General features: G+C 54.2%; 15 protein-coding genes and 1 pseudogene. 9 read left to right on the top strand and 7 right to left on the bottom strand.

The window, feature by feature from the left end; genetic code table 11:
- Positions 1 to 356 precede the first annotated feature (356 nt).
- The 7 genes from MWH26_RS04825 (at position 357) to MWH26_RS04795 (ending at position 7,186) form a co-directional block, all read left to right on the top strand.
- Positions 357 to 1,340 (top strand): aspartate carbamoyltransferase catalytic subunit, encoded by a 984-nt coding sequence (locus MWH26_RS04825; protein WP_244695494.1) that lies wholly within the window; start codon positions 357 to 359, stop codon positions 1,338 to 1,340.
- 95 nt (positions 1,341 to 1,435) lie between these two features.
- A complete protein-coding gene (locus MWH26_RS04820) occupies positions 1,436 to 2,713 on the top strand; it encodes a dihydroorotase (protein WP_247976271.1) in 1,278 nt (425 codons plus the stop codon).
- A gap of 94 nt (positions 2,714 to 2,807) precedes the next feature.
- Positions 2,808 to 3,146, top strand: coding sequence for a hypothetical protein (locus MWH26_RS04815; protein WP_247976270.1), 339 nt, complete (start codon positions 2,808 to 2,810; stop codon positions 3,144 to 3,146).
- A gap of 51 nt (positions 3,147 to 3,197) precedes the next feature.
- The gene (gene purE / locus MWH26_RS04810; protein WP_311136882.1) at positions 3,198 to 3,734 is read left to right on the top strand and encodes a 5-(carboxyamino)imidazole ribonucleotide mutase; all 537 of its coding nucleotides are present in this window, start codon (positions 3,198 to 3,200) and stop codon (positions 3,732 to 3,734) included.
- 23 nt (positions 3,735 to 3,757) lie between these two features.
- A complete protein-coding gene (locus MWH26_RS04805) occupies positions 3,758 to 4,981 on the top strand; it encodes a 5-(carboxyamino)imidazole ribonucleotide synthase (protein WP_247976269.1) in 1,224 nt (407 codons plus the stop codon).
- 566 nt (positions 4,982 to 5,547) lie between these two features.
- The gene (locus MWH26_RS04800) at positions 5,548 to 6,555 is read left to right on the top strand and encodes a helix-turn-helix domain-containing protein (protein WP_247976268.1); all 1,008 of its coding nucleotides are present in this window, start codon (positions 5,548 to 5,550) and stop codon (positions 6,553 to 6,555) included.
- Positions 6,470 to 7,186: a hypothetical protein gene (locus MWH26_RS04795; RefSeq protein WP_247977115.1), complete on the top strand. Its 717-nt coding sequence runs from the start codon at positions 6,470 to 6,472 to the stop codon at positions 7,184 to 7,186. The genes MWH26_RS04800 and MWH26_RS04795 overlap by 86 nt, the downstream gene beginning before the upstream one ends.
- A gap of 278 nt (positions 7,187 to 7,464) precedes the next feature.
- Here the strand turns inward: MWH26_RS04795 and MWH26_RS04790 are convergent.
- Positions 7,465 to 8,367: pseudogene (locus MWH26_RS04790) on the bottom strand (IS3 family transposase); the annotation flags it as partial.
- Positions 8,368 to 8,626: 259 nt separating this feature from the next.
- On the opposite strand from MWH26_RS04790, the gene MWH26_RS04785 reads away from it, so the two are divergent.
- The gene (locus MWH26_RS04785) at positions 8,627 to 9,007 is read left to right on the top strand and encodes a hypothetical protein (protein WP_247976266.1); all 381 of its coding nucleotides are present in this window, start codon (positions 8,627 to 8,629) and stop codon (positions 9,005 to 9,007) included.
- An 11-nt stretch (positions 9,008 to 9,018) separates the two neighbouring features.
- Positions 9,019 to 9,207, top strand: a complete 189-nt coding sequence (locus tag MWH26_RS04780) for a hypothetical protein (RefSeq protein WP_247976265.1) — start codon at positions 9,019 to 9,021, stop codon at positions 9,205 to 9,207.
- Between the two features lie 1,203 nt (positions 9,208 to 10,410).
- On the opposite strand, the gene MWH26_RS04775 is transcribed toward MWH26_RS04780, so the two are convergent.
- The 6 genes from MWH26_RS04775 to MWH26_RS04750 all read right to left on the bottom strand — a co-directional run bounded on the left by MWH26_RS04775 (position 10,411) and on the right by MWH26_RS04750 (position 17,111).
- Positions 10,411 to 10,992, bottom strand: a complete 582-nt coding sequence (locus MWH26_RS04775) for a hypothetical protein (RefSeq protein ID WP_247976264.1) — start codon at positions 10,990 to 10,992, stop codon at positions 10,411 to 10,413.
- Positions 10,970 to 12,073 (bottom strand): AAA family ATPase, encoded by a 1,104-nt coding sequence (locus MWH26_RS04770; protein WP_247976263.1) that lies wholly within the window; start codon positions 12,071 to 12,073, stop codon positions 10,970 to 10,972. Before MWH26_RS04770 ends, MWH26_RS04775 begins: the two co-directional genes overlap by 23 nt.
- An 89-nt stretch (positions 12,074 to 12,162) precedes the next feature.
- Positions 12,163 to 13,200, bottom strand: coding sequence for a PD-(D/E)XK nuclease family protein (locus MWH26_RS04765; RefSeq protein ID WP_247976262.1), 1,038 nt, complete (start codon positions 13,198 to 13,200; stop codon positions 12,163 to 12,165).
- Positions 13,201 to 13,204: 4 nt separating this feature from the next.
- Entirely contained in the window at positions 13,205 to 14,251 is a 1,047-nt protein-coding gene (locus tag MWH26_RS04760) for a CHAT domain-containing protein (protein WP_247976261.1), read from the bottom strand.
- A gap of 71 nt (positions 14,252 to 14,322) precedes the next feature.
- A complete protein-coding gene (locus MWH26_RS04755; RefSeq protein WP_247976260.1) occupies positions 14,323 to 15,687 on the bottom strand; it encodes a restriction endonuclease subunit S in 1,365 nt (454 codons plus the stop codon).
- Positions 15,684 to 17,111 (bottom strand): class I SAM-dependent DNA methyltransferase, encoded by a 1,428-nt coding sequence (locus tag MWH26_RS04750; protein ID WP_247976259.1) that lies wholly within the window; start codon positions 17,109 to 17,111, stop codon positions 15,684 to 15,686. Before MWH26_RS04750 ends, MWH26_RS04755 begins: the two co-directional genes overlap by 4 nt.
- Positions 17,112 to 17,121 lie beyond the last annotated feature (10 nt).

Here is a 17,121-nt window from a genome sequence, read left to right as displayed (position 1 = left end):
AAACTTGTTGACGAAGCGTAGAACCCTGCTCAGCAGGGAACCGCGAGTGGACCGGAAGGTCTTCGCCATTATCGATTCTCCCGATTTTGCCGCTGGTATTTCCGTTGTTTTTTTGGGTATTGCCCCGCCACCGTTTCGGATTCCGAAACGGTTTTTTTATGTCCGTTGCGTTCGTCCCCTACTGCCCCGCAGCCAATGCATACCTCCCACGGACGCCAACCTTCTCGCCGCCACCTGTGGCGGCGTCCGGCGCCTTGGCCCACACCGGCAGCCAGTTTCTCCGTCACGGGTAGTGGCAGATAAGACTTCTTACCGTCCATTTTAGCTAGTCAACCTCACTTTTCCTCTACTCCGGTATGGCACGTAAAGATCTGCTCGACATCGCCTCCTTACACCGTGAGGAAATCGAGTTCCTGCTCGACCAATCCACGTCCTTTAAAAAATTATTCACCCACTCGGTGAAGAAAATTCCGGCCCTGGAGGGCAAGTCCGTGCTCATGCTGTTCTACGAGGCCAGCACCCGAACGCACTCCTCCTTCGAAGTCGCGGCCAAACGCCTCTCGGCGGAAGTGACGAATTTCGACGTCGCCCACTCCTCCATCACCAAAGGCGAGTCGGTGCGCGAGACGATTGAGACGCTCCAAGCCATGCGCACCGACTACATCGTCGTTCGCCACGGTCATCCCGGCCTGCCTGGCATGATTGCCCGCCAAACCACGGCCTCGGTCATCAATGCTGGCGACGGGGCCCACGAGCACCCCACCCAGGCCCTGCTGGACGCCTTCACCATCAAGGAGAAATTCCCCGACCCTCGGGGCAAAAAAGTCCTCATCATCGGGGATATCCTCCATTCCCGCGTCGCGCGGTCTACCAGCACCCTGCTGCAAAAGCTGGGCGTTGAAGTTGCTTACCTGGGCCCGGGCTCCCTGGTGCCCAAGTATGTCCCGGAAAGCATCCCCCGCTTCACCGACTATGAGGCGGCCATGGCCTGGGCGCCCGATGTGGTGTACCTGCTCCGCGTGCAGATGGAGCGCCAGGACGTGCAGTTTTTCCCCAGCGTCCGGGAATACCACCGAGTTTATGGCATCACCACCGCCCGGCTGGCGGAAATCCGCGACCGAGGCCTCTACATCATGCACCCCGGCCCCGTGAACCGGGGAGTGGAGCTCTGCGACGCCGTCATGGACTATGAGCGCAGCCTAATCACCAACCAAGTTGAAAACGGCATCTCCATCCGCATGGCCGTGCTCGACTGGCTCACGCCGGGCGGAGAATTTCCAAAGCAAGAATCGACGTATGCCACGCGGCAGCGAGCTGACTCAACAGTAATTGTGCCCTAAATGCCGGACGCGGCGGCTGGTTCCGCCGGTGTATTTTCATCTCCAACCGCCCGAATATTCTCACCCCCTTGCCAGTTAACAGCATTCCTACATTCATGCTTCTCCTTCAAAACGCCCGCATCGCCTCCGAAAACTCACCCGTACTGCTCGAAGGCGATGTCCTGATGGTCGAAGGAAAAATTCAGGACATCGGCAGCAACCTAACCCCGCCCGAGGGTGCCCGCGTCATCGACGCGCGCGGCCGGGTGCTGATGCCGGCCATGTTTGATGCCCACGTCCATTTTCGCGCCCCCGGATTTGAGAACAAGGAAACCATCACAACGGGTAGCGAAGCGGCCATCAACGGCGGCGTGACCGGCGTGGTCATGATGCCTAACACCCGCCCGGCCCTCGACTCGGCAACGGCGGTGGCTACCGTGCTGGAAAATGCCACGCACCGGTCCCGCATTCCGGTGTACACTTCCGGCTGCGTCACTAAGAACCGCGAGGGCAAGGAGCTGGCGGAAATCGAGGGCATGCGCGAACTGGGGGTGAAAATGCTCACCGACGACGGGGATACTACCAGCGACCCGGCGGTGCTGCTGCGGGCCATGCAGTACGCCACCGAATTTGGGATGTTTTTCGCCAGCCACTGTGAGGTGCCGGAGCTGGCTGGGCCCCGCGCCCTGAACGAAGGGGTAATGAGTTACCGGCTCGGCATCAAAGGCTCGCCGGCCTGCGCCGAGGAAATCATCATCGACCGTGACATTCGCCTGGCCCGGGCGGCGGGCGCGCACGTGCATATCCAGCACGTTTCCAGCAAGCTCGGCATGGAAACCATCCGCTGGTGGAAATCGCGCGGTGATGTGAAGGTGACGGCGGAGGTAGCCCCGCACCACCTGCTGTTCACCGACGAGCACATCGGCGACTACGACACCAACTATAAAATGAACCCGCCGCTACGCACGCAAGCCGATTGTGATGCCCTGCTCGAAGGGCTTAAGGAAGGCGTATTTGACCTCATTGCCACTGACCACGCGCCGCACACGCCGTTCGAAAAAGCCCAGGATTTTATCAGCGCCCCCAACGGCATCACCGGCCTGGATACGGCTCTGGTGTCGCTCCACCACTTCTTCGTAGAGCCTGGAAAATTCGGGTGGGACCTGGTGGTGAAGCGCTATTCGGCGGAGCCTCGCCGCCTGATGGGTCTGCCGGTACCTGCCATCGAAGTCGGCCAAGAAGTCAATTGTGTTCTGTTCGATACCGAAGCGGAAACGACTTTCACGCGGGACTTCATGAAATCTAAATCCCAGAACACACCCTTTATCGACCAGACATTGAAAGGCCGAGTGGACTTGGTGATTCTAGGCACAGAAATCCTGCTGGAGCGCTGATAGTTAGGACCTGACTAAAAAAAGAACGTCCTGTTGAGCTTGTCGAAGCATCTCTACCGCTTCGTTGATTTGTCTCACTTGACCCGTTAAAGCAATGGATGCGAAGCAATACAAGCAGCTGAAAAAACGCGGAGACGTTCTGGATTTTGCCACTCTGAATGCTACACGCAGAATCTTGGTGCAACGTGACCAAGCGCATCTTGCTGACCATATTACCCGCATTCTGTCAAACGACAAGATTGACAAACCCAGCTTGCACAACGCCCCACAGGAACGCTTTTCAGATTTCTATCGGGTCAGCCTAGCCGCTGAAGATATTGCGGCTATTGTTTCAATCCTGTTCGACTTCGAAGCCGAAGTAATTGATATTGATCCATCAGCAGCTGACTTAACTGACAAATGGAGTAACCTTGATGGGCTAACGAAGCGGTAGAGATGCTTCGACAAGCGGACGCCAGATCAAGCAGGACAACAAATATTTTTAATGAACACCCTTTCCACCTCCAACACCCCCGATACCCCTAGCGCCGCCTCGGCCACGCCCCTGATTGGCGTGGTCATGGGCTCCAGCAGCGACTGGGACACCATGCAGCATGCCGTGCAGATTCTCACGCAATTTGGCGTGGCCCACGAAGCGCGTGTAGTGTCGGCCCACCGCATGCCCGACGACCTGTTTGCCTACGCCGAACAAGCCGGGCCGCGGGGCCTGCAGGCCATTATTGCCGGCGCGGGTGGGGCCGCCCACCTGCCGGGTATGATGGCCGCCAAAACCACGGTGCCCGTGCTAGGCGTACCCGTGGCCAGCCGCCATTTGCAGGGGGTAGACTCGCTGCACAGCATCGTGCAAATGCCCAAAGGAATACCCGTGGCCACGTTTGCCATTGGCACTGCCGGGGCGGCCAATGCCGCGCTGTTTGCGGTAAGCCAGCTGGCCCTGCACGACGCGAACCTGGCGGCCAAGCTGCAGGCATTTCGCGCCGAACAAACCGAAGCCGCTCGCGCCATGACCTTGCCCATATGAACGCCGACAATCACGTTGCAGCTATGACCCCGATTTACCCGGGCAGTGTGGACGCCGCGGGCCAGCGGGCCACATTGGGAGTGCTAGGGGGCGGCCAGCTGGGTAGGATGTTTGTGCATGCCGCCCAGCGCCTGGGCTACTTCACCGCCGTGCTGGAACCCGACGCGCAAAGCCCAGCCGGGCTAGTGAGTCACCACCACATCCAGACCAACTACGATGACCCGACCGGGCTAGCGCAACTAGCTCAGCTTTGCCAGGCCATCACCACTGAGTTTGAGAACGTGCCGGCCCAGGCCCTGCAAACGTTGGCGCGGACCCGACCCGTGGCGCCGGGCGCGGCCGTAGTGGGCATTGCCCAAAACCGCATCGAGGAAAAAGCCCACTTCACCGCCTGCGCGGACGTGTCGGGAGTGAACTGCGCGCCTTATGCCGTGATTGAAACGCTGGCCCAGCTACAAGCCGTCCAGGCGGACCGGGCGGATTTGCTGCCCGGCATCCTGAAAACCGCGCGCATGGGCTACGATGGCAAGGGCCAGGTTCGCCTCAAGACCTCCGCTGAACTGGCCGCCGCCTGGGCGGAGTTGGGCGGCGTGGCCTGCGTGCTGGAAAAGATGCTGCCGCTCACCGCCGAGTGTTCGGTACTAGTGGCGCGCGGCTGGGACGGGCAAGTTGTCAGCTTCGCGCCCCAGCGCAACGTGCACGTCGATGGTATTTTGGCCGTTACCCACGCCTACGAAGAAAACATGCCGCCTGCCCTGGCCACTAGAGCCCGCGACGCGGCCGTTTCCATCGCGCACCATCTGGGCTACGTTGGCGTGCTGTGCGTCGAGTTTTTTGTGGTGGATGACGGCAGTGAGCACGGCGTGCTGGTGGTCAACGAAATGGCTCCGCGCCCGCACAACAGCGGCCACTATACCCTGGATGCCTGTGACGCGTCGCAGTTCGACCTGCAGGTCCATGCCATGGCGGGCTTGCCCTTGCCGCAGCCGCGCCAGCATTCCCCGGCCATCATGCTCAATCTACTCGGCGAGGTGTGGTTTGACGCCAGCGGGCAACTGCGTGAGCCGGACTGGCACGCCGTGCTAAGCCTGCCCGGAACGCACCTGCACCTGTACGGCAAGGTGCAGGCCCGCGCAGGCCGCAAGATGGGCCACCTGACCATCACTGGTCCAGATGTCGCCAGTGTCAAAACCGTAGCGCGCCGCGCCGCTGGTCTGCTTGGCTTGCTGGGGCTGGACGCCATTTAGATACTGTCGTCTGCACGTGACTGAGTTAGTCCAGCGCCGCGACGACAAGCGCCTGTGCTGCGCCGTGCAGTTGAGCCCGGTGGAGGCCACACTAGCCTAAAACGGAACATAACACGAAGACAAGTTGCCGAATTTCGGCGGAGGAAGGGTGCCTCAGAATACGCGCCTTTTTACCGCTTCTAGAGTCATTTGTGCCATATAAATTACCCAACCTGCATAAGGCTAGCTCGTGCTGGGCACTCTGCGAGGCACTGCTCTGCCCGACCCCGCGGAGTGCCTAACGGGCACTAGCAAGACCATACGGCAAGCAATAGGCAAACTATCCTTGTTCATCCGACCGGTGAACTGCTGCAACAGGCATTTCGCATGAAGCTTGAAGCTGGTTTCAGCCACTAACAGCAAAAAAAAACCGGACTTACCACGATAAAACGTGCTAAGTCCGGTTTGGTGGGCCCAGGTAGTGAAATATCGAACTATTGGCGCCAGGATTTAGAAGCTATAGCGGCCTTTAGCCGCCTCGTCAATCTTGACGATTTTACCATTTCGCAGCAGGAGGGCGTGGCGTAATGAAGACGACCAACCCCTCTCCTATTGCGGTTACTAAGCTCCGCGCCCTCATCGTACCCGCTGATGTGCTGGCCCTGGAAGGCATTACGCTGACGGCCAAACTCATCCTGGCAGAGGTCATCGACCTCTATAAAGTCAAGAAGCACGTCTTCGCCAGCGACGAACACTTCGCCGCCCGCCTCGGCATTGGCCTGCGCACCGTCGGCGACGCTATCAAGCAGCTCCACGAGCAGGGCTTGCTGGCCCGTACGGTTAACCCTAAAGCCCGACACAAACGCCAGCTCACACCTACCTTGCCCAACTTATTGACTGATAATCAATCGGCAAAGCTCCTGCGGAATTCGCAGGCAAGCGAAGCGCTAGTGGCTGCGGATTCTGCTGCTAGTGCCCGCGAAATCCGCAACGACTCCCTGCGAAATCTGCAGGAAGTGCCTGCGAAATCTGCCGGCATAAATACCAGGGTAAATTCCAAAGCAAATATTCATCTAACCCCTACCGGGGGTGTGGCAGCCGAAGCTGCGGCGCGCGCTCAATATGGAGAAATCGAGAAAGAAGGGGATGCTGCTTCGCCTCTGACGACTAGCCCTTCATCCCCCATCGTTGCGGCCGCCCCCCCTGCTTCCCGGTCACGGGCTGCCCGGACCAAACCCAAGTCGGCCCCGCAGCACCCCTTTGCCGAGAGCCCCTACGCCGATGCTGATGCTTTCGTCGAAGCGCTGCAAGGCACCGACTACGCCCACGCCGACCTGCACTACTACCACGAAGTCATTCGCACCTGGGCCGAAAGCAAGGATGCGCGCAACGCCAACTGGCTGCCGATGATGTGCAACTGGATGTTGCGCGATGCCAAAGACCAGAAACTCAAAACCACTTCTTCCTCTCCTGCCTCTTCTTCCCATGCATACGCTTCAGCCTCTTCCCATGCCAAACGCTCTCACCAACACGAAACCCTCGCCGACGTCGGAGCAGTTGTTGATCAATACCTTGAAGGAAAATACGGTCGTTAGCATCGCATCTGGCCAGAGCCCAGTCCTGACTCAGATGAAGCTGCTGCTCGTCGACATTCAATCGGGTCTTACCCCGGCCGTAGCTCACCACGCCCCCAAGCTGTTCCAGTTGCGCAAAGCCGACCGCCTCGGCGAGAAGCTGTTGCTGATGCTGGTTGTGTTCCTGCTCAAAACCTTCCAGGATTCGCTCAAGGTCAAGGACGGCATGGAAGCAGCCGACCTCATCGAAACAGCGGAAATGATCCTGCAGAAATATTCGCACGACAGCCTCAAGGACGTGATGCTAGCCCTGAAAGAGGCGAAATGGAGCGGGCAAAATTTCTACAACGCGCTGTCCGGGCCCAAGGTCATGGAGATGCTAGAGAAGTACTTCGACAGCAAGGCGCAGCGAATCGAAGCAGAACACCGGCAGCAAAAAGCCCAACCGGTGCCGGACCTGCTTGGCAGCTTGCCTATAGAGCTGTCCGCCAAGCTGCAGGACGCAATAGCCCTTCCCGCCCTCAATTTCGACGAAGAAGAATACCAACGCCAACGCGCCGCTTACTATGCCCACCGCCTCATGGAGGAAAGCCTAGTCGCAGAAATAGCAACAGATTCTGCACCGGAGGCACCGCAGCAGGACGCCGCTTAGTGGTAGCCTCCGGGCAGTATGCTCAACCCTTCTGCCAACGGGGGCTGTGCTAAACGAAGTTGTTTAGCACAGCCCCCATTTGAACAATACTGGAGAATCGTTTTTATAGTCAATCGAATGCGGATAATCACCTGGGAGTGTGCCCCTTCAGCCCGTACTACATAATGGAGAATCAGGTTGGCCCGGGTGTAGCTGAGCCAGAAGATGTTCTTTAGGCAGAAAATCAGGATGTCATTGAAATAGGTAATTGGGGTGGTCCAGTAAAAACGGACAGTGCGCTAAGATAAGCTGGTTTGGAAGTCGCGTTCGAATTGATGCGGTGAATAGTAGCCTAAGGCGGAGTGGCGGCGGTCAAGATTGAAGTAAGTGTCGAGGTAGTAGGCTACCTCCAAGCGGGCCTCTTCGAGGCTGGCAAACGCGCCGCCGTGGGGTAGCAATTCCGTTTTAAGCGTGCTCCACCCGGCCTCGGCCTGCGCGTTATCGTACGGGTTGCCCGGCCGGCTATAGCTAGCCAGCGCGTGGGCTTTTTCGATGCGCGCTCTGCAAGCCGCGCTGGTATATTGACTGCTGCAGTCGGCGTGATTAATTAGGCCAGGAGCCGGTTGGCGTAGCGTCAGGGCCTGCTCCAGGGCCATGAGCACCAGTTCGGTGGGCATGTGCTGGTCGAGGTGCCAACCGACCACGCGCCGCGAGTAGGTATCGCGCCACGTGGCCAGATAACACCAGCGCCCACCGATGAGCGGCAGATAGGCAATGTCGCCGACCCAGACCCGGTTCGGGGCCGTGGACGCGGGCTGGCCGAGGAGTAGGCTTTCGGCCACGACGGTCGCTGGGTTGGCCACAGTGGTACGCGGGCGTTGCAGCCGCGTGCTGAGCGCGTGCAAGCTGCGGCGACGCAGCCAAGTACGCAGGGCATAGCGTCCAACATTGTACCCTTCCGCCTGCAATTCTGCCCGCAGACGTCGAGTGCCGTAGCGCTGGGCGTGACGCGAAAAGGCGGCGGTGGCCGCAGGCTCCCAAGCGGGCATTGGGCGCGCTACCCGGCTCCGCCACTGATAATAGCCGGCCGGGCTGACGTGTAGCACGCGGCAGAGCACCTGTACCAGCTCGGCGGCCGCAACCTGCTCGATGAACTGGTAACGGCTCATGACGGAGGCGGTTGTGCAAAGATGGTCACGACTTTTTTTAACATATCGCGCTCCTGTTCCACGCGTTTGAGCTCAGCGCGCAAGCGCTTAATCTCGTCACGCTCCGCGCTGCTCGGCACAGCCTGACGTTGCCAGCGGCCGAGCAAGGCGGGCGACAGACCCTAAGGGCGGGCCACATCGGTTTGCCGGGCCCCAGCGGCCACTTGGCGCACGCATTCGGCTTTAAAGGCCGACGTATATTTCTTGCGGGTCAGCGGCGAGCCGCTTGGAAGTGTTTTGTTGGGTATGAGCAGTGGAAGATAAGACTTGCCACTGTCTGTTTTTACCCGACCACCTCAGAGCGTTCACTTCTAACGACCCATATGTAGCTGAATTGGCTAATGAAATTGAGGCAGCCTACCCGGGTCATGTCATCAGTGTTAACAGAAGTGTGTATCGACCTAATGGTCAAATAGCAACTGATTATGATATAGAAACGAGTAATGCTGTAATACAGGTTAAATCAGTAGGGAATGGCTTAGTAGATCAAATTTTAAGAACAGAACAAACCACTAGTAAGCCGGTTATAGGATATGGACCCAAATTAAAACCTTCTGTTGTAAAAAGCGCTCAAAGTAGAGAACTTCTTGTTACAAAAGACAAACAATTACTTATTGATGTATTAAACCCTTAATTATTAAACTTATGCAAAACTTCTTGTTGGCTTTTAAAGATCCCATTAATATTGAACAACTAAGTTCAGATTTGGGGTATAGTTCTGATTGTATTGATAAGGATCATTATGAATCAGGACGTTATATCTTGTCTAATTATGATGGGGTTATATGGATTAGATTTCATGAAAATATTAAACAAAATGATAGTATATCATAGTGGTTTGAATCAGAAAATTTAGAAATTATAGAACATTACGATTCATTTATTGAAATTCATTTTCAAACCCTCAATAATGCCAAAATTATACTTACTAATCTTTGTAGAAATAACAAAAAAATTTAGCCGTGTTTAATGAAGAAGTGCTTGAATGTGGTCAAATTATGCAAAAAATAAAAGATAATCCAGATTGGGATTGGAGATAATACTAAGCTACAGTAATTAACAGTTGATTATACTCTTTAATGACGAATTGAATGTCCATGTGATGCATAGCCAATAAGCGACTGAAGGAAAATATTTTGCACACGAACACGGCACATTTCTGGCGCAAGATGCAGCTGAAGCCTCAACGATGCTGTGGTTTAGCCGCTGTCTTTAGATCCAGGTGAAGTCCCTTATGTGGCGTTTCACCGCTAGTCAGAGCCAGACTTTGCGCTTTTTACTGCCGACGTTAGTACACGTTTCATCCAGTTCGAGTACCCGCGGCCGACCTGATTTGGACCATAGCTGCGGCATGAGCCGCCCTTTTTTGCCAGTTTGACAATGGTCAGGCGCTCAATGGCCAATTGCGAAACCCGCTCGAGAAGGAGTTTTCCACCTGAGCGTATTGCACGGCTTGTCGCTACCAAGCAGTGTTTTCGATCACTGCTTGGTAGCGACAAGCCGTGTATTAATACTTGGGTTGCCATTTTTGCACAGGGCCGTGTTGCTGCATTCACCTATACGAACGTCTTTTGGAACATACTTCCAAATAAGCATCGCCTACTACTTTACCACCCCCGTCTTGTCCTAAAATCTACTCGTTTTCTTGTACAAGTCAGGTAGTGAATGATAAGAGCAGATAACTCACGGAACTGGCAAAATGGGTTCAGTAAACTTGTTCAGGTAGCAGAGTACAGTGAAGGGTGCTTGTAGGATAAGAAACTTGTACTTTGCTGCCGAATATTAGCTATGCCCACGTCTCAATTCGCCCATTAAAATTTTGGCTAGCAACTAGATACCCTAACTAGAGCAGAGTGTGAGACAATTTTTCAGGAAGAAACCTTCAAACTAGACAGGTTGCTAGCAAGCTTGCGTAAAGGCGGCACCATGTATATCTGTAAGCTGAACCGATTAGAATACTGCCTTGCATATGGTGGTTGTATTTGAGTTTCGCGGCGTAAGCTTGATCTGGTTTACCGATTTTTGTAACTGATAAGATTATGACGCTTCTGTAACCGTCCAGCCGCAGCCGCGGGGCAGTTGGCCTAGCTCGGCCAGGCGGCAGTCGATGCCGAGGGGCTTGAGCTTCTCCCGCATCTTCTTCTCCATAAGTTGGCGCTTGACACGGTGGTTGTGCTCTTTCTTGAGCCGGTCGCTGATGATAGGAGAATACGGTAGTGGAGCTTCCTGTAGGAAAAAGACTAGCCTGATTTCGCTACAAGGCCTGAGAACAGCAGCCCTCAGGCCAGCATCCAGCAGCGCGTCGTGGGCGCGAGCCCCTAGGTAAAGAGCGCTACAAGTGTTGAGGGCCTTTTGGAGAATCTCCAGGGGGATTTCGCCGGATTCTACTTTCTCCTTGAGCCCTTTGGAGTCCAGTCGGAAGTCCTTGATTTCAATTAGAGTGAGGGTATCGAAAGCGGGGCGCTGGCCGGCGATGATGTCTACACCTTTCAGGCCGTCGATCCGGTCGATGCGCTGTCGGTAGTAGCCGGGCGGCGTGTCTTCGTCGTACTTGAAGGCAAACCAGGAATCAGCCGCGGGGAAATCGAAAATCAGATTACCCTCTTGTATTGTCGGCATCGTCGTTGGCCTGGTCTAATGTTTCCTCGTAGTCGAAGGTCTGGGTCAGCTCGGCATCCAGGGCGGTGATGTGCTGGAGCAACTCGAAGTCGTCGGTGGCTTCAACCTGGGTCTCGCCCTTGGGGCCGACGAACAGGCCGAAGTAGCGTACCGGCTTAGCCTGGGCACGGTGGCTAAGGATGTGCAGTTCCTTGAGCAGGAATAGACTGTGGGTAGCGATAATAATTTGGAAGCCCTGATCTGCTAGCAGCGTCAGCAGGCGAGCTACTTCCCGTATTAGAGCAGCGTTAAGATTAGCTTCTGGCTCATCCCAATAAAGAGTAACGCCTGCCGATAAACTACCATTGCCTAATAAATAAGCAAGTGCAGCTAGCTTTCTTACCCCCTCAGCTACCAAATCTATTTCAAATCGCTCACCCTTATCAGGATATAAATAAAATCGTCCATTTTCTACTTTAATTCTACCCTTCATTACACGCTCAAGAGCGTTTATAACTGCTGCTACACCTGCCTCAGGATTCCTTAGCAAAGGCACATTTAGTTGATCTACTAGATCTGCAAAAGCCCGATCAATAGGTAACTCATACCTTTTATATAGGCTACCTAAACCAGGAAACAATGATAACACTTCTTTAGCCGGCAAGAACACAGGAGCAAGCGTTATGCTCTCTGGCGGAGTAACATGAATTAGCTCAACGTCTACGTATTCCGAAGCTGCTTGAAATGGAAATTTAAATTCAATTATATCGTGAACACCTGCTGACATCTCAAGCTTCACACTAGAATCAGCTTGAGTAGACTCTCGGCGCACTAAGCTTTTTAATTTATTGTCCGTTCTGAAGACATCCGCTAAATAATGTGTAAGGGTGAAATCCCACGTGAAATTTCCCACGCTTCCTTCCATACCCTTCTCTCTAATTGTACTCATTAAGGCTGAAGCTGCCTCCACCGCGTACCCCAGCTTCAACACATGGCTCTTGCCTGTACCGTTAGTCCCCACAATGACATTCAGTCCCGAGCTGAAATTGAATTCGGCATCGGCGAAGACGGTGAAGTTGCGGACGTGGAGGCGTTTTAGCATAGGGCGAAACTACGGGGTTTACGGACAGCAGAAGAGCTTTACTCATATGTGCAGACCATTTGACTTGGTAGCAGAGTCAGAGGATTTGCTTATTGCAGAAGCGCTGGATCACCCTCCAGTGGTATTACTGCTTCGGGTACGCCTTTCCAGAAGTATTCATGCTGTTTCAATACGGCATTCATTTGCTCGAAGTGGGTCTTGAACCATTCCCGCATGGCAACTACCCCATCATCTTCGTTGGAGGTAAAGGAAGTTACGGCTTTGGTTATCGATAGGTAGGTAAGCTTTTCAGCCGATATGCCCCAGCTTTCGCGTAGGGCTTGCTGAACCTTGTTGGCATTGGGGCCGGTGGCGGTAGGCTCAGCGGCGCAGTTCCAGCTTTCTACCTCAATAAAACACCACGGCATTTCGCCGGCAGCAAACTGGAAGCCGGCACTAAACCGGGAGGAGCCGATGTAGCGCCAATAGCCATACCACCCTTCTGCCAGCTTAGCAGTGCGGGTTTTGGTATATTGTCCGGTCCCACCCAGGTACTCACGAAACAGCCATTCCAGTGGGCTCAGCACCTCGTCCATTTTGGCAATAGTGGACTGGATTTGCTCCAGGGCAACGAGGTCGGCGGGCAGGAAATTCATGGGCTTGTGTAGCTGATGAAGGGTAAGGTACTGGGTAAATGCGGTTAGCAAGTCACCGGCGGGAAGGGGGGCCAGGAAGCTGAATAGCTGATACCAGCGCAGGCAGCTGACGGACGTATCATTGGGGGACTCGAAGTACTTGGTAAGGAAAATGATTCGTTTGTGCTGCGCGCTAGAGCTTACCAAGATGCGCTGATAGCGCTTTAGCTGCTCGTGGCCTTCCCCGGCCTCCAGCTTGCACTCGATAAGCAGAAAGACACCATTGGCAGCAGATTCCAACACAATATCAGGCTGCCCTTCAACATAACTTACTTGTGTCCGGATGCTGAACTTGGTATTGGCCGGGACCGATAGCCCAGCGTACTCACAGAGGCGAAGACATAAGGCGGGGTTTCTCTCCAGAACGGCAGCCAGCAATTCCGTAAGGTAGTTTTCGCGCTCGTGCTTGCCCTCCTTTTCGCGGTAGCGGTATAATCGCTCAAAGAGTGTCATAGCTTTATTTTACTTCAACTCCGTCCTTCCACAAAGTTGGCGTATCAGCATTATCTGTAAATGGAGCTATCTGAACCATGCCCATCTCAAATGCAAAATCTACGGGCCGCCCAGCACCTAATGCCTGATAGAAACCCACAGCAAAACTGATTGCTGCATCATCATTAACACTGTCATTCATTCCTATTACATGAATTCCATCGGTAGAAATAGCTGTTGCCTGTGTTTCGGAATAGCAGGCATTTAGCAGGACACACTTCACATCTTCTTTGAAGAGAGAGAATAATTTTTTAAGTCCGCCTGCCGGAAATAATACACTGTTTCCCTGTTCATCTTCCAACACAATTCCACCTTCACTGCCGTGACCGGAGAAATGAACAATATCCGGCCTAAAGTCAAGCATGGCTTGGGTCAGGGTAGATAGCGTTACTGCGTGTTTCGTACGTAGCTCGAAAAGATCTCTAAAACTGGAAGCTAGTAATGCATCCTCGATTTTACGAGACTCAGCACCTACTCTAAGTTGGTCTTCATCAGAGGGAGAAGCTGCCAAGAATAATACCTTGGTTTTGTTCACAGACTTGTGCGTTGCCTTGCGACCAACAAAATGCTGTAATCGGGTTGACGCATTGGACAGGTCTAGTAAATTGACGGAAGTATCTCTGGTATCCTCATAGATTCTTTCCACCAACTTGAAATCCTCGTTGCCATAATCCTGACCCCTATAATCATTGGCCCAATACTTCCCTATCCGGCGGTTTATTTCGTCGGCAACATTGCTAATTTCGGTGAGCCTCCTGCAATGATGCTGTTCAACCAAAAGCTGAGCTTCGGCAGCTATTTCACTTAATTCCAAACCAGCAGTCTGGTAGTGCTTTATAGAATAGCCGACTATACTTTTAAAATCCGTAGGGACGCGTCTATTCCAGTAACCATTTTTCTGGAGTGTGTCGATCCTAGCCTGTATGGCAGCTACTTCGCCTTTTAAAAATTCCTGGGTCTTATTTAAATCTTCGATAAGATCGGGGAAGGATTGATGTCTGTAGTCAGTCATTCCCCCAAATAAGCCTCTAGCCATTGCGTTAATTATTTAATGATTGATTGGGAACTATCTAGGCTGCCTCTTTATAGCAATGTCAACTGATGGCCAAGCTTAGCAGTGAGAGCAAGGTCATTCACTGCCTCCGGTGCTGATAGAGCCTCGCGCAGGGCCGTTTGTAGCAGCTGCTCAGCCAGGCGACGGCTCTCCCGTATCCGCTGCTCCAGCGCGTCGCAGTGCTGCAAGAGCTGCTCCAGCTTCGCCACAATGCGGTGCTGCTCGGTTAGGGGGGGCAGGGGGATAATAGTTGCACGCAGATTATCCTGAGAAATATTGACTTGGCTATCAGCCATGCCAGTTTTAACATCTTCTAAAAACTGAGCTGAAACACCAATATTTAGCGCTAGTGCAATGAATTTAGGGTAAGCCTGTTTCTCATGCAGATGAAGCCGAATAAGTTTATCCGAAATCATGAGTTTTGGACGCACCTCATCCACCACACAGCATACACCCACACGGTTTTTGGGACCTGCTCTAGTTATCAGAATATCGCCAGCCTGTACTTCATATTGAGGTCTAGGCGTTAAAGCTGCAGGCAGTTGTTTGTTCTCTTCCGCTAGAAATTGGAGCTTTTGAACAGAAGTAGTCCTAAGTACTCCCCACACTCCTTCGGCTGCTGGATAGTTGGCGCAGGCTGGACTCCAACCAGAATCTGAACGCTCAACGAGTTCCCCGAGCTTGCACCACGTCCATTTTTCAGGCAAAGCGTAAGGCCCTTCCACCGCCTGCGCTTCTTCCGCAAACAACGCCCCAGCCTTACCCTTACCAGCTTTCCCCGAAGCTGCTTTGGCCGCTTGCAGCTTCTTCAGCAGCACGGCGGCGGGTTCGTCGGTGGGGTCTTGGGGGAGCAGCTGGCCCTGCATGGCCTCGCGGAGCAGGGCTTGACGGAGTTTTACAGTGTCGGCCTCCTGAGCATCAAGTAAGACTTCCAAATCATCTTTATGGCCCGTTAGTACTTCTGCTAACTCAATTACCTCCTGCTGTTTTGCCAATGCAGGCACTTCGATTTCCAAAGCTGCCAGCTTATTTAGAGGTAAGCTCACATTAGCAGCCCCTTTCATTAGCGGCACTAACACAGAGTCCTTGAACTGCTGCAAATACACGAATAGATAACGAGGATTGAGCAGTGATTCATCTTTCGGAATCACCGCGCACAGAATAGTACCTAGTGCAAACTTTCCCTCTTGATAATGAATTCGCTTGATGCTGGCATGACCATGACCAGTACTTGAAATGAGTGGTACAATTACCGCTGCCGCATCGAACTGGTATTCATTATGCTGCTTACGCTCTTCAGCCAGCGTTACCATTGGATATGGTCCCGGCACGGCTTTCATGATGCCAGTTGCCCCTTTTGCGATGGTGCAAATATCTCCTAGCCGGTACTTCATACTTCGTAAATAAGCTCTTTCAACTGAGCGACAATGGCATGGATTTGATTTTGCTCGTCGTCAATACGCTCCAAAATCTTGATGGATGATTCTTCAATTTCATCCGGTCGTGCGCTTGGGTTCTTGATGTCCAAGTCATACCCATTGTCAATAATCGTCTGGACTGGGACGCGCCAGGCTACTTCGCTTTCCTGGCGGTTGTGCCACCAGTCCTCAATGGGCTGGAATTCCTCACGGCGGATGGTCTTGGTTTTGGAGTAGGCTTTCTGGCCCTCGGGCAGGCGGTGCTGGTAGTACCAGATTTCCTTGGTGGGGGTGCCCTTGGTGAAGAACAGTAGGTTGGTAGCTACTGTGGCGTAGGGCTGAAACACGGAGTTAGGCAGGCGCACGATGGTGTGCAGGTTGCAGTCTTCGAGCAGCTTCTGGCGCACCCGCTGCTTCACGCCTTCGCCCGTGAGCGAGCCGTCGGGCAGCACCACACCGGCCCGGCCACCGTCTTTGAGTAGGTGCATGATGAGCACCAGAAACAGGTCGGCCGATTCCTTGGTGCGGAAGGTGGCCGGAAAGTTGGTTTCATTGCCGTTGGCTACCACGCCGCCGAAGGGCGGGTTGGCCAGCACCACGTCTACGCGGTCTTTCTGGGAATAGGCGCTCAGAGGCTGGTCAAGCACGTCGCGGAAGGTGATGTTGGGCACCTCCACGTCGTGCAGAATCAGGTTGGTAGTAGCCAGCAAAAACGGCAGGGGCTTGTACTCCCAGCCTTTCACCTTTTGCAGCTCCTGCTGGTCGGCCACGGTTTTGGTCTGGGCCTTGAGGGTTTCCACGGCCGCCGTCAGGAAGCCACCGGTGCCGCAGGCCGGGTCCAGAACGGTTTCGCCCAGCTTGGGGGCCAGCGTATCGCAGATAAACTGCGTCACGGCCCGGGGCGTGTAGAACTCGCCGCTCTTGCCCGCGCTTTGCAGGCCCTTGAGGATGCTTTCGTAGATGTCGCCGAAGGCGTGGCGGTCCTTGGCGCGGTTGAAGTCGATTTCGTTGAGCTTGTTGAGCACCTTACGCAGGTTGGTGCCGCTCTTCATGTAGTTGTTGTTGCCCTCAAACACCTCGCGCACAATCAAGGCACGGCGGTTGCCTGAGGTAAAGCTCAGGTTGCGCAGGGTCGGGAACAGCTCCCGGTCGATGAAGGCTAGCAGCTCGTCGCCGGTCATGCCCTCGTCGTTGCCAGCCCAGGCGTCCCAGCGGTACTGGGCTGGTATCGGCGACTGGTAGGTGTCGTCCATGACCTCCAGCTCCTTGTCCTTGTCAGAGAAGATTTTAAAAAACAGCATCCAGGCGAACTGCTCGATACGCTGCGCATCGCCGTTGAGGCCGGTATCGGTCCACATGATTTTCTCAATGGACTTATAGAGGGAAGAAAGATTCGACATTCGAGGGGTA

The organism is Hymenobacter sublimis, assembly GCF_023101345.1.
Taxonomy (GTDB): Bacteria; Bacteroidota; Bacteroidia; order Cytophagales; family Hymenobacteraceae; genus Hymenobacter; species Hymenobacter sublimis.
This window is presented reverse-complemented; position numbering and strand designations above follow the sequence as displayed.

Excerpts from the sequence above, each read along its gene's own strand:
- MWH26_RS04760 (WP_247976261.1), bottom strand. The coding sequence starts at position 14,251 with ATGACTGACTACAGACATCAATCCTTCCCCGATCTTATCGAAGATTTA.
- purE (WP_311136882.1), top strand. The coding sequence starts at position 3,198 with ATGAACACCCTTTCCACCTCCAACACCCCCGATACCCCTAGCGCCGCC.
- MWH26_RS04815 (WP_247976270.1), top strand. The coding sequence starts at position 2,808 with ATGGATGCGAAGCAATACAAGCAGCTGAAAAAACGCGGAGACGTTCTG.
- MWH26_RS04800 (WP_247976268.1), top strand. The coding sequence starts at position 5,548 with ATGAAGACGACCAACCCCTCTCCTATTGCGGTTACTAAGCTCCGCGCC.
- MWH26_RS04825 (WP_244695494.1), top strand. The coding sequence starts at position 357 with ATGGCACGTAAAGATCTGCTCGACATCGCCTCCTTACACCGTGAGGAA.
- MWH26_RS04775 (WP_247976264.1), bottom strand. The coding sequence starts at position 10,992 with ATGCCGACAATACAAGAGGGTAATCTGATTTTCGATTTCCCCGCGGCT.
- MWH26_RS04755 (WP_247976260.1), bottom strand. The coding sequence starts at position 15,687 with ATGAAGTACCGGCTAGGAGATATTTGCACCATCGCAAAAGGGGCAACT.
- MWH26_RS04805 (WP_247976269.1), top strand. The coding sequence starts at position 3,758 with ATGACCCCGATTTACCCGGGCAGTGTGGACGCCGCGGGCCAGCGGGCC.
- MWH26_RS04820 (WP_247976271.1), top strand. The coding sequence starts at position 1,436 with ATGCTTCTCCTTCAAAACGCCCGCATCGCCTCCGAAAACTCACCCGTA.
- MWH26_RS04750 (WP_247976259.1), bottom strand. The coding sequence starts at position 17,111 with ATGTCGAATCTTTCTTCCCTCTATAAGTCCATTGAGAAAATCATGTGG.
- MWH26_RS04780 (WP_247976265.1), top strand. The coding sequence starts at position 9,019 with ATGCAAAACTTCTTGTTGGCTTTTAAAGATCCCATTAATATTGAACAA.
- MWH26_RS04765 (WP_247976262.1), bottom strand. The coding sequence starts at position 13,200 with ATGACACTCTTTGAGCGATTATACCGCTACCGCGAAAAGGAGGGCAAG.
- MWH26_RS04795 (WP_247977115.1), top strand. The coding sequence starts at position 6,470 with ATGCCAAACGCTCTCACCAACACGAAACCCTCGCCGACGTCGGAGCAG.
- MWH26_RS04770 (WP_247976263.1), bottom strand. The coding sequence starts at position 12,073 with ATGCTAAAACGCCTCCACGTCCGCAACTTCACCGTCTTCGCCGATGCC.